Source organism: Longimicrobium sp. (assembly GCA_036389135.1).
In the GTDB taxonomy this organism is placed as follows: Bacteria; Gemmatimonadota; Gemmatimonadetes; order Longimicrobiales; family Longimicrobiaceae; genus Longimicrobium.
The window spans coordinates 1-11694 of sequence record DASVQP010000126.1; the positions used below are offsets into that span (position 1 = coordinate 1).

Consider the following 11694-nt stretch of genomic DNA (forward strand, 5'->3'; position numbering starts at 1 on the left):
CGAAGGGGTCAACAGCTTGGTGCAGGCGGCCAAGGCGAGGGCCCGTGGCTATCGCTCGACCCGCAACCTCATCGCCATGGCCTACCTTATCGCCGGCAAGCTCACGTTCCGCCCGCTACCCACTTGAAATAGCGAGGAGCCTAAAAACGGAACTCAGTCTCTACACAATGCTACAGATCCTGAGCGTCAGCCTCTTTCAGAAAGTCGAGCTTTCACAGGCATTCTCGCGTGCAAAGTCGCAAATGTCCGAGGAGTCAACATGCAACCAGTTGCAGTTCTTCGACTTATAACCGGACGCTAGTGCGCACGGGTACGAGATCAACGCGAAGATCCTGAATCTTTGACGGGCGTGACAGGGAACGAAACGCGCGCCGTAGGCTTCGACCGGCGTCACGGAGAATGGCTTGCCTGTGTGGCGGCCGTATGGCTTGAGCACAAGTACCCGGGTGCGCGCCTGCAGCGTTTCTACGAATCGTTCGCACGTGTTGAGGGTGACAAGTACATAAGAGACATCGAGCGAGTGCGCGTCCGCATGGAGCGGATCGAGAAGTTTGATGGTGAGATCCTCTCTGACCTGACTCGGCGGCAGATGAATAGGTTCCTCGCGCACGCGTGACTCGCTGATTCCGTGGCCAACTACCGAGGCATCCACATAGATGAGGTTTCAACGCCTAGCATCGTCCGCTTGGCGGCGTATTGCACGTCCGACCTGTAATCGGTGAAGTTTCGTGGGGGACGAGATGCGCGTGCCACACCAGTTCTGAGGCTCGCGTGACAAATTGCCGCAGGTGGCACAGCATCCTCGGAAGCAGAAAGATTGCGATCGCCCCGCGGACGCCCTGCCCTGGTTTCTTAGGCCTGTAGCTCAGTTGGCTAGAGCGCGCGCCTGATAGGCGTGAGGTCGGCCATTATGAATTGGTCAGGCCCGTTGCAGGTAGAGGCCCCGCAAGCACTCAGCTTGCGGGGCTTCCTGCGTTCCGGAGAACAGGGCCAGAAATGCGGCCAAGAGGCTCGCCCCCTCGACTTTAAGGCCGCGGCGGCATTCCGCGCCATGTACCCTCAATCCGACTTGCGCGGCAACGCACCTCCTAGGTGAGGCGTATCAACACGAGCTCTACGGTTTTGGTTGCCGGCAAGTGCCCCACGGAACATCGGAGCGAGCGGAGAAGTCAGCCGGCGACGGAGGCGCGTCCGGCACGTCAGGCGTGGTATCGGTCATGTAGTCCTTCAGTTCAGTCTGGTCATCCCCCACTTTCAGAGCCACTTGAACGTCCCCCACGACCCGAGTTGAGTCCACGCGGCTCAGCGTCAGCGTTCCCCCAACCGCGTCGACCTCCCTGTCTTCGGTGTGGGGCAACCATCGCCTGCCGATCCACACCTCGAACTGCCCCGGCCCTGCCTCATCGAGCGGAACCAGCGAGTAGCTTCCCGGCCTGGGTGCCGTTCCGTCCGCGCGCGAGCCCGAGAGAACGGTGTACACCCCGCGGACTGTATCCTCCAAGAAGATGGTGAAGTGTCCGAAATTGGTGCAAGAAGTACCGAAGCCCGCCACGCGATGCGCCAGGGCGCCGGTGACGGACCCTTGCACAGTGCCACGGTCTTCCTCCTGTGACTGCGCGGTACACCCATTCGCGTAGAGCGCGGGTAGGAGCACCGCGCACATCCCCATAAATCTTTGGAATCGCGCTTTCATGTGCCCCGCGGCCATGGCGTCAATGTTGTCCAGAGTTTCGAGCCATTCCGCCGCTTCACGTGGCGAGAGCGGCAACTGATGCCGCGAGGGCAGCTACTTCGCCGCCTCTTCGTCGGGAAGGAGGTTGCCGATCACACCGAGTACGACGAGCCCTAAGATTATGTACCAGGTTCGGTTGGAGCGGCGTTTCGTGATTTCGGATGCGGGCCCATCCTCCACGACCTGGAACCAGAATGTGTACTCCAGCTTTTTCCCATCCATGTCCACCGGGATGAGGAGTCCGACACGCTTGCCCGCCACCGCCTCGCCCCGGCGGAATATCGGTGCGGTCCGCCAGCTGCCGGAAGCTCCTGAGCTGAAGGAGACGCGATCGACCGGTATGGCCTGGTCCGTCAAAGTGGTCCCGGCTGGGATGATGCTCGGCGGCTGTGGGCGATCGCGTTCGAGAAACCTCACCCCCGAATGCATGATCCGCCCCGCCTCGCCGTCCGACTCGATGAAGCTCGCATCGTCCCACATCAGGCGGAGCGTGGAGGCGCTCTTGTTCCGAATCTTGAGCGCCACTGCCGTGCTCTGCACTCCAACGTCCGCGACTATCACGGCGTCCTCGAAACGGTGCGCGGCCGGGGAGATCTGGGTTACGGAATCTGGTCCGCCCATCTCCCGGGCCGATGGGGAACGGTCAACCTGCACCAGAGGCGCGCTGTACCCCTGCGCCGATGCACTGGCAGACAGAATTCCGCTCACAACCAGCACTAGAGGGGCGACCGTGTAGCTCCGCATTCATACCTCGATGGAAAGTGTGGTGGAGAGACGGTGTCCGTGTGGCACTCGTCTCAGGCCGCGCCTGGGCAACCTGAAGCAACCGTCAGGCCGGCACGTGCACGCGCTCCTTGATGTGCTTGAGATTCGCCACGATCGTGACCGTCATTACCACCAGGAGCGACCAGGAACTCCACTTCCCCACGTGCACGGTGGTCCACGCGCCCAGCTGATCCGGATACCTCCAGATGCCAAAGAACGTGCTGATGTTTTCGGCGAGCCAGATAAAGAACCCGATCAGGAGAAACGACACCAGCAGCGGCATTCCACGGTCGCGGTCCAGTGGCCGGAACAGCACGGTGGTGCGGGCATACAGCCCCAGCGCCAGCGCGGCGAGGTGCCAGCGCAGGTCCGCGATGTAGTGGTGCGTGAAGAAGTTCGCGTAGATCGCCAGCGCGGTCAGTGCCGCCATCCAGTAGGGCGGGTGATGCCGGATCCGCAGGTCGAAGAGCCGCCACGCCTGGATGACGTAGCTCCCCACGGCCGCGTACATGAAGCCGGAGAAGAGCGGAACCCCGAGCACCTTGCTGTAGGCGAAGTCGGGATAGCTCCACGAGCGGATGGCGTCGGACGTCTTGAACACCTCGAGCGCGAACCCGATCACGTGGAAGATGGTGATGGCCTTCAGCTCGTCCCACGTTTCGAGCCCCGTCCACAACATCCCGATCTGGATCGCGAGTGCGATGAGGAGCAGGAGGTCGTAGCGCGGAATCCCCAGGATGCCCGCACGCGGAACGGCGAACACGGCCACGAAGAACAGCCCGGCGAACAAGCATGCGCGTGCGTTCTTGATGCCGAACCAGAGGAACTCGATCAGCGCGCGCCGCACTCGGGAGCGCCCGCGCCGCGGCCGCGGCAGAGCCGAGAACGCCGGCTCCTCCGCGCTCACTCGCGCCTCCGGGTGAGCACCAGAGCTCGAGTCAGCCATGACGCTGCTCTAGGAGTAGGCAGAGTTCGCTGAGTGCCATCCCCGAAGCGATGGAATTTGACCGGCTACCCCCCAGCATCCAGCTCATCCGGCGGTAGTGGCTCAAAAGAACTCGGGTGCGAAGGGTTCGACCAACGTAGTAGAGCCCGAACGCGAGCATTGCCCGGGCTCAGCCCACACAACCGCTGCGTTGCAAGCCCTGCCACCGTGAGCAGGCAAATATCACAGCAAGAACAGTGAAGCTGGTAGGGTGGTTCATCTCATGAGGTTGGGACGCGGCTGCGTTCACTTCATGCGGTGGTCAGGCGTGGGGGCTCTCTCGCCCCTCCCCCTCAGGCGGCGGATCCTCGGTGTCTTGCGTGCTGCGGCTGGCCCGCGCGAAATTCCGCCCTGTTGCACGCCCCCTCGTCCCCCTCGTCCTCCCGGACCCCCGCACCCGCAGAAAGGAACGCATGCCGCCGCCGATCGCCTACACGACGAGCGTCATCACCAAGCAGTGGAACCAGCCGGTCACGGCGACGGTCGTCACGCGGGCGACCGCGATCCTGACCTCCACCAACATGACCGGCGGGTCGGGCCCCAGCTCGGACATCCTCCCGCCGGGGTGGGGTGACGGGGCATGCCCCACGCACCACAACCGGGGCCACCTCATCGGCAATCACCTGGGCGGCCCCGGGAACGTGGCGCAGAATCTCGTCACCCTGACGGCGGGCACCAACCACCCGTTCATGTACGAGTACGAGGACGCGGTGCGGCGGTTCGTCCTCGCCAACGCGGGGAGCCAGTACGTCTACACCGTGGACTGTGAGTACGACGGCTACCAGGCGACGCCCCACTTTCCCATCCCGGGAGCGAGCGGGAACCCGTTCTGCCTCTTTCCCGCTCCGAGCGGACTCAAGCTGTCGCTGCAGGGCAATGGGCCGATCGCGCTGGGGGAGCTGGTGAAGCACCTTCCCAAGCCGCCGCTGGACCTCGGCCCCGCGGAGTTCTACACTGTCCTGTACGTGCCGAACGGAGGCTACAAGTTCTACACCGGCGCCGCGCACACGGCGAATAGCTGCTGGTCAGTGGTCCAGGACCCCCATTCGCCGACCATCCAGACCAACGCGGCCTCGTACGCGCGCGCCCTCGGCCACATCCCCTGAGCCGGCGCACGGGCCTTGCTCCTGCGTTCAGGCTGTTGCGGTGGCTTGAGCCATGCTACCGTTCTAGTATCCGCATCGATATCGATGTGGGTCTGAAACAACTGGCCCATTCGCCGATGCTCAGGTTGGTAAACCCTGCTCCCGATGACTTGAGATATGTCGGAACCAATCGGTCTCGCCGTAGGTGCTGCCGTAGGGAAGGAAGCAATAAAGCCGGTAGCGTCAGCGACTGACGCGATCGCGGGGCCGTGGATCGCGCGTCTTCGCCGTTGGGCAACGGAGAGGGATCTACAACGGCGGCTCGAAGATCCTGATCTCCCGGCATTGTTCGTTGGGTACGCGCAACGCCTACTGGACCGTGTTTCGTTCATTCCTACCGTGCTATCAAGGGACGCCCTCGCGATGGCCGTAGTGTATGAGCCACTGTCATTGCGAGGGATGGAAAAGGCAGACGACGTGCCCTCTGCGGAGTTGCGGCGCGACGGTGCGCGTACCTTCGTTGTAGACGGCGCGGGGATGGGTAAGTCCACGTACGTTCGCCACCTGATCAACGAAGCAATCGGTGCGGATGACGCGGTTCCAGTACTTCTGGAGCTAAGCCGAATCCGGGACGGCGAGACACTGATGGGAGCACTAGCGAGGGAGTTCGATGAGCTTGACCGAGAATTTGACCGCGAACTTATTTATAGATTGTTTGCGGTAGGGCGGTTCCTCTTTATACTCGACGGGTTGGACGAGGTCGCGTCGGAACGGCGCCGCGAAATGCTTGCACAGATCGAGGAGCTAGGGCGCGGTTCAGAGAAGAGCGCGCTTGTCGTCACCACTCGGCCCGAGACGCCCCTCCCGAATATATCAGGCGCACGCACGGTAACGATACGTCCGCTTACCCTCGGGCAAGCTGAGTCGCTAGTACGACGCTATGATCGCGCACTCGGAGAGTTGGACATTGGAGCGCGGCTAACGACTCGGTTTCCTGCTATCCCCAAACGTTTCCTGCAGACACCCCTGCTAGTCACTCTACTCTATCGGACATTTGCCTACACGAAGTCGATCGAGGTAAGCATCACAATCTTCTACGACGAGCTCTTCAATGCACTTTATAAAGGCCATGACTTGACCAAGTCTGGATACGTCCGCGACAAGGCGTCTGAACTAGATGTCGCGACCTTTCGTCGTTTGCTCCGGGCGTTTTCGTTTCTCACAATTGTTAACCAAAAAGCGACTAGTCTTCGTGGCGAGGCTGAAGCACAAGAATTCACCACGTCTGCGAGTGGACTTAGTTCGGTTTCCCCGGCGTCCTCCGCAGCTTTCGTTGAAGACTTACTCTCTGCTGTACCGCTGCTCGTGCGTGAAGGCAACGCTTTGCGCTTCGTACATAAATCGATTGCTGAGTTCTTCGCCGCCGAGTACCTGGTCTACGGCGACCCAGATGGGGAGCAGATGATCAGTGACATCCTGAATGGCGCACTCGTGGGGCGTTTCGCTGAGGTGCTGGACTTCATTGCTGATCTTGACCCTCCACTTTTCCGGCGAGCCGTGGTGGCACCGGTAGCAAGTCAAGCAGCGCTACATGCGCCCGATGACGACCCACTCTTTCGTACATTGACGTTCATGGGCACGGTTGTACTCGGGAGGTGGCCTGCGTCAACGCAGGAGGACGAAACCGACCCGCCATTTCCGGCATGGAGCATGTCGTACTTCTTCGGAGAACACGATGGCTCGCCCGCCGAGATCCATGTTGTCCTTGGAAACCCGCGCTCAAACCTATCACCTGCCATTTGGAGGCAGATCACCGAAGTAATTCCTTACGCTCAGCGGCGTGGGCACAACGAGGCGGGGTTCTCTATTCTCGCAAGGGAGCTTCCAGAAAAGAAATGGATTCCAATCACTGACGCGTCAGTTCGGGCCGCAGCGAAAGACGCCAATGTGCGTGATATACTCACGAGTGCATTAACACTGCTCAGTCGAATGCGCAAACAGGAGCCGCGCCTTCTGAGCGATGGTAAAATTAGGGAAGTCGCAGAAAAGTGCCACCTTGATCGGTTGGAACGTGACAGCCTGCGCTCGTTCCTTCGTCGCAGGCCGTAGACTGCAGCTTGATCTTTGCAGACCATCAAACTAGCACACTACTGCCGCCAAGGCTCTTAGAACGGTCACGTGAGTACTGAACCACCTCACTTGGCCGCGCAACGAAGATTTGTAATGAGCTCCTCGCAGAAACCGCACAGCTACACCACCGTCTCCCCCTACCTCATCGTAGATGGCGCCGGCGCGACCATCAACTTCCTGGTGCGGGTCTTCGGCGCCGTCGAGTTGCGCCGATTCCCTGACGACGCGGGCAAGCTCGTGCACGCCGAAGTGCGCATCGACGACACGGTGGTGATGCTCGCCGACGGCGTCGAAGGGTGGCCGCCGGTCCCCTCCCACGTGCACGTCTACGTCGCGGACGTAGACGACACGTACCGGCGCGCGCTGGACGCGGGGGCGACCTCCGTGCAGGAGCCGGTCAAGAAGGATGACGCCGACAAGCGCGGCGGCATCAAAGACCCGGGCGGCACCACCTGGTGGATCGCGACCATGGTGGGGTAGCCCCGCAGATGGGCGACGACATCCTGTTGCCGATCGATTGGATTGCGCGCCGCGTCGGGGACGCGCCGCTGCTGCTCGCCGTTCCCGCCGGCGCGAGCCCGCCGCTTCCGGCCGTGCTCTGGTTCCACGGGCTGAGCGTGGACAAGGAGACGCACCGCAAGGAACTGGAGAGGATCGCGGGGGCGGGGTTCCTGGCGGTGGGGGTGGACGCGGCGGGGCACGGCGAGCGGCGGCTCCCCGATCTGGACGCGCGCATCGACGTGTCGCGCGAGGAGACGATCCGCTTCATGCTCGGGCTGGTGGAGGAGACGGCGCGCGAGGTGCCCGGCATCGTGAGGGCGCTGGTGGACGAGGGGCTCGCGGACGCCGAACGGGTGGCGCTGGTGGGGATCTCGATGGGCGGCTACGTGGTCTACCGCGCGCTGCTGGAGGAGCCGCCGGTACGCGCGGCGGTGGCGATCCTCGGCTCGCCAGAGTGGCCGCGCCCGGACAGCCCGCACCACGGGCTGGAGGCGTTTCGCAGGGTGGCGCTCCTTTCGATCACGGCGGAGAACGACGACAACGTGCCGCCGGGCCCCGCGCGCGAGCTTCACCGCAGGCTCGGCGAATCGGAGCGGGCGCGCTACGTGGAGCTGCCCGGCGCCGTGCACCTGATGGGCGAGGAGGACTGGGAGCGGACGATGGAGGAGATGCTCCGCTGGCTCGCGCTGCACATCGGGTAGCGTCGCGAAACAGCGAACGCCGGCCGTGCAGCCGCGACAGCCACGTCGCGCATCGCGCGGCCGGCGTTGTACTTCCGCCGAACGGCGCCGCGGAGTGGGTGCGGGAGCATCTAAGTGGATGCGGGAGCGGAGCTTCGTTGATGATGCTTCTGGTCCGGTATCTGCATTTTGCGCCCCACGTGAGTTGAAGGACGGCCCCTGTCCGAGCGCCCGCACAGCGAGAGAGCTCCACCGATGAAGCTGGTGATCTTTGGCCTTACCATCAGCTCGTCGTGGGGGAACGGCCACGCGACGCTCTGGCGGGGGCTTTGCCGCGCGCTGGCCCGGCAGGGGCACCGGGTGGTCTTCTTTGAGCGCGACGTTCCCTACTACGCCGGCAGCCGCGACCTGTGGGAGATCCCCGGCGGCGAGCTGGTCCTGTACCGCGACTGGGACGAGGTGCTCCCCGCCGCGCGCCGCCACGCGGCCGATGCGGATGTGGCGATGGTCACCTCGTACTGCCCCGACGGGATCGCCGCCACCGAGCTGGTGCTGGACTCGCCGGCGCCGGCGCGCGTCTTCTACGACCTGGACACCCCCGTCACCCTGGATGCGCTGCGCAGTGGGGCGCCGGTGTCGTACATCGGGGAGCGCGGGCTGCGCGACTTCGACCTGGTGCTCTCCTTTACCGGCGGCGCGGCGCTCACGCAGCTTCGCACCACGCTGGGGGCGCGGCGGGTGGCGCCGCTGTACGGACACGTCGACCCCGAGGTGCACCGGCCCGTGGCGCCGCTGGAGGGAGCGATGGCGGACCTTTCGTACCTGGGCACGTACGCGGCGGACCGGCAGGCGGCCGTGGAGGCGCTCCTGCTGGAACCGGCGCGCAGGCTTCCGGAGCGGCGCTTCCTGATCGGCGGGGCGCAGTATCCGCAGGACTTTCCGTGGACGCCCAACCTCTTCTTCATGCAGCACCTTCCGCCCGCGCAGCACCCGGCGTTCTACTGCTCGTCGCGCCTCACGCTCAACGTCACGCGCCGCGCGATGGCGGAGATGGGGTACTGCCCGTCCGGCCGGCTCTTCGAGGCGGCGGCGTGCGGGGTGCCGATCCTGACCGACACGTGGGCGGGGCTGGACGAGTTCTTTGCGCCCGGCCAGGAGATCCTGACCGCGAGGAGCACCGAGGAGGCGATGGCGGCGCTCGCGGTGCCGCACGAGGAGCTGGCCAGGATCGCGCGGGCGGCGCGCGAACGGACGCTGGAGGAGCACACGTCGGACCGGCGCGCGGAGGAGCTGGTGAGGGCGGTGGAGGCGGCGGGCGAGCGGGTGGACCAGGCTCTTGCGATGGAGGTGTGAGGATGTGGGGAATCATCCCGGCCGCGGGCGCCGGAACCAGGATCCAGCCGCTGGCCTTTTCCAAGGAGCTCCTCCCCGTGGGGAGCCGCTTCGACGACGGCGTGGAGCGGCCGCGCGCCGTGAGCGAGTACCTGGTGGAGCGCATGATCCGCGGCGGCGCGGACAAGATCTGCTTCGTCATCTCGCCCGGGAAGTCGGACATCCTGGGCTACTACGGCGGCGGCGTGGGGAGCGCGCACGTGTGCTACGCCGTGCAGCCCAAGCCCGCCGGCCTCTGCGACTCCATCTTCCGCGCCCTCCCGCTCCTCGCCGAGGACGAGACGGTGCTCGTCGGCCTCCCGGACACCATCTGGTTCCCCGAGGACGGGCTGCGCGACCTTCCCGACGGCGCGTTTTCGTTCCTCCTCTTCCCCGTGGAGCGCCCCGAGTTCTTTGACGCGGTGGTGACGGACGCCGCCGGGCGCGTGCGCGAGATCCAGGTAAAGCAGCCGGGTGCGGAGAGCCACTGGGTGTGGGGCGCCTTCAAGCTCCCCGTCGCCATCCTGCGCGAGCTGCACGATCTCTGGCTGGAGCGCGGCCGGCGCGACGAGTACATCGGCACGCTGGTCAACGCCTGGCTGGCGCGGGGCGGGGAAGCGCTGGGCATCCCCGCCGGCGAGTCGTACGTGGACGTGGGGACGCTTCACGGCTACCGCGAGGCGATCCACCTGCTGGAGGAGCGCCCGGCCCCCTCCGGGCTCCCGACCGTGGCGGCCTTCGTGTCCGCCGTACCCGCGCCGCCGCCCGTGGCGGAGGTGTCCCTTTGAGCACGACGGAAATGACCGCAGCTTCCATGACCCCGCAGGAGGTCCGCGAGCAGGTGGAGCGGCTGGGCCCCTGGTTCCACAACCTGGAGCTGATGGGGGTGCGCACCGCCCCGAACCACTTCCTGGGCGACTACCCGGCGATGAAGTTCCGCAACTTCGCCCATGCCATCCCCGCGGACCTCTCCGGGAAGACGGTGCTGGACGTGGGGTGCAACGCCGGCTTCTACTCGATGGAAATGAAGCGGCGCGGCGCCGAGCGCGTGGTGGGGATCGACAGCGAGGACCTGTACCTGGAGCAGGCGCGCTTCGCCACCGCGGTCAACGGGATGACGGACATCGAGTTCCACAAGATGTCCGTGTACGACGTGGCGTCGCTCGGCGAGAAGTTCGACTTCGTGATCTTCATGGGCGTGCTGTACCACCTGCGCCACCCGCTGCTCGCCCTCGACCTCCTCTACGAGCACGCGGTCGGCGATCTCCTCGTCTTCCAGTCGATGCAGCGCGGCTCCAAGGACGTGGAGGAGGTCGCCGAGAACTACGACTTCTGGCAGACCGAGATGTTCGATCGCGCGTCGTACCCGAAGCTGCATTTCATCGAAAACCGCTACGCCGACGATCCGACCAACTGGTGGGTGCCGAACGCCGCCTGCGCGGAGGCCATGCTGCGCTCGGCCGGCTTCACCATCCTCGCCCATCCGGAGGACGAGGTTTACGTCTGCCGGCGCGGCGAGCGGTCCGAGTGGGCCGGCGCCGTCTATCCGGCGAAAGGGAAGTGACGAATGATCGAAGCGGCGATGATCTGGAACGAGCCCAACAACAAGTCGCATTGGGACCCAGAAATCGATCCGGGCTGGGCCATGTTCGCCGACACGGCGATCTGCGCCGGGCAGGCCATCAAGGCTGAGAACCCTCATCTGCCGCGCGTGCTCGGCGGCATCTCGCCGATCGACCCGATCTTCATCCGCAACATGGAAGACCGTGGCGTCCTCGACCACGTGGACGTCGTCGCCGTGCACGGCTTCCCGCTCGACTGGAACCTCTGGCAGATCCACGAGTGGCCGGCAAAGATCGACGAGATCCGCGCCGTGACGGACAAGCCGATCTGGGTGACGGAAGTCGGCATCTCGACCTTCGGGGCGGAGGAGGTGCAGCTATGGGGGCTCAAGCGCACGGCTGAGCTCCTCGTCGGCAAGGCGCCACGCATCCACTGGTACAGCCTCTACGACCTGCCGCGCGCCTGGGAGGCGACCACTCGCCACCGGGAGGCGGAGGGCTCGTCCTACTATCGGCATTTCTACATGGGCATCCTGCGCGAGGACGGCACGCCGAAGCCGGCGGCGGAGGAATTCGCCAAGCTCACGCCCGAGATGGGCATCTGCCAGTGGTTCCATTTCGAGGATCACCGGCTCGACGATGCGGTCGCCTGGATGAAGCGGCTCGGCGTCAAGCATCTGCGCACCGGGCTGTCCTGGGCCGACAGTTTTCGCCCCAACGCCCTCGACTGGTTCGACCGCCAGATGGAGGCGCTCGCCGACTTCGACGTCACCGTGACGTTCTGCTTCACGCCCGAGCACCGCGGGATCGCGCCGCACCACACGAGCCCGCCCCTCGTCAAGGAGGAGTTCGCGGCGTTCTGCGGCCAGATGATCGAGCGCTA

11 protein-coding genes and 1 tRNA gene are annotated in these 11694 nt (G+C 64.7%); 9 read left to right on the forward strand and 3 right to left on the reverse strand.

The genetic code is table 11. From position 1 onward, the window contains the following. Window positions 1–196 precede the first annotated feature (196 nt). Window positions 197–610, reverse strand: coding sequence for a hypothetical protein (locus VF584_25370; protein HEX8213526.1), 414 nt, complete (start codon window positions 608–610; stop codon window positions 197–199). Window positions 611–855: 245 nt separating this feature from the next. On the opposite strand from VF584_25370, the gene VF584_25375 reads away from it, so the two are divergent. Then, window positions 856–928: transfer RNA gene (locus VF584_25375), tRNA-Ile, on the forward strand. A gap of 858 nt (window positions 929–1786) precedes the next feature. On the opposite strand, the gene VF584_25380 is transcribed toward VF584_25375, so the two are convergent. Continuing rightward, complete coding sequence (locus VF584_25380; GenBank protein HEX8213527.1) at window positions 1787–2476, reverse strand: hypothetical protein; 690 nt, start codon at window positions 2474–2476, stop codon at window positions 1787–1789. A gap of 85 nt (window positions 2477–2561) precedes the next feature. Then, window positions 2562–3443, reverse strand: coding sequence for a DUF817 domain-containing protein (locus VF584_25385; GenBank protein ID HEX8213528.1), 882 nt, complete (start codon window positions 3441–3443; stop codon window positions 2562–2564). Window positions 3444–3895: 452 nt separating this feature from the next. On the opposite strand from VF584_25385, the gene VF584_25390 reads away from it, so the two are divergent. From VF584_25390 to VF584_25425, 8 genes are all read left to right on the forward strand, one after another. Then, the gene (locus tag VF584_25390) at window positions 3896–4588 is read left to right on the forward strand and encodes a DNA/RNA non-specific endonuclease (GenBank protein HEX8213529.1); all 693 of its coding nucleotides are present in this window, start codon (window positions 3896–3898) and stop codon (window positions 4586–4588) included. 438 nt (window positions 4589–5026) lie between these two features. Then, window positions 5027–6676 carry an NACHT domain-containing protein gene (locus tag VF584_25395; protein HEX8213530.1) on the forward strand — a complete coding sequence of 550 codons (1650 nt, stop codon included), beginning with the start codon at window positions 5027–5029 and terminating at the stop codon, window positions 6674–6676. Between the two features lie 114 nt (window positions 6677–6790). Further along, window positions 6791–7177, forward strand: a complete 387-nt coding sequence (locus VF584_25400; GenBank protein HEX8213531.1) for a VOC family protein — start codon at window positions 6791–6793, stop codon at window positions 7175–7177. Continuing rightward, window positions 7153–7899, forward strand: coding sequence for an alpha/beta fold hydrolase (locus VF584_25405; GenBank protein ID HEX8213532.1), 747 nt, complete (start codon window positions 7153–7155; stop codon window positions 7897–7899). Before VF584_25400 ends, VF584_25405 begins: the two co-directional genes overlap by 25 nt. Window positions 7900–8133: 234 nt before the next feature. Then, window positions 8134–9231, forward strand: a complete 1098-nt coding sequence (locus VF584_25410) for a glycosyltransferase (GenBank protein HEX8213533.1) — start codon at window positions 8134–8136, stop codon at window positions 9229–9231. 2 nt (window positions 9232–9233) lie between these two features. Then, entirely contained in the window at window positions 9234–10037 is an 804-nt protein-coding gene (locus VF584_25415; GenBank protein ID HEX8213534.1) for a nucleotidyltransferase family protein, read from the forward strand. Window positions 10038–10048: 11 nt separating this feature from the next. Further along, window positions 10049–10813, forward strand: coding sequence for a TIGR04290 family methyltransferase (locus VF584_25420; GenBank protein HEX8213535.1), 765 nt, complete (start codon window positions 10049–10051; stop codon window positions 10811–10813). 3 nt (window positions 10814–10816) lie between these two features. Further along, the coding region (locus VF584_25425; GenBank protein ID HEX8213536.1) for a hypothetical protein at window positions 10817–11694 on the forward strand (878 nt) is incomplete at its 3' end.

Bases quoted from the DNA above. Each gene is read 5' to 3' on its own strand.
- VF584_25380 (HEX8213527.1), bottom strand. From the start codon at position 2,476: ATGCGGAGCTACACGGTCGCCCCTCTAGTGCTGGTTGTGAGCGGAATT.
- VF584_25400 (HEX8213531.1), top strand. From the start codon at position 6,791: ATGAGCTCCTCGCAGAAACCGCACAGCTACACCACCGTCTCCCCCTAC.
- VF584_25410 (HEX8213533.1), top strand. From the start codon at position 8,134: ATGAAGCTGGTGATCTTTGGCCTTACCATCAGCTCGTCGTGGGGGAAC.
- VF584_25395 (HEX8213530.1), top strand. From the start codon at position 5,027: ATGGAAAAGGCAGACGACGTGCCCTCTGCGGAGTTGCGGCGCGACGGT.
- VF584_25385 (HEX8213528.1), bottom strand. From the start codon at position 3,443: ATGGCTGACTCGAGCTCTGGTGCTCACCCGGAGGCGCGAGTGAGCGCG.
- VF584_25390 (HEX8213529.1), top strand. From the start codon at position 3,896: ATGCCGCCGCCGATCGCCTACACGACGAGCGTCATCACCAAGCAGTGG.
- VF584_25415 (HEX8213534.1), top strand. From the start codon at position 9,234: ATGTGGGGAATCATCCCGGCCGCGGGCGCCGGAACCAGGATCCAGCCG.
- VF584_25420 (HEX8213535.1), top strand. From the start codon at position 10,049: ATGACCGCAGCTTCCATGACCCCGCAGGAGGTCCGCGAGCAGGTGGAG.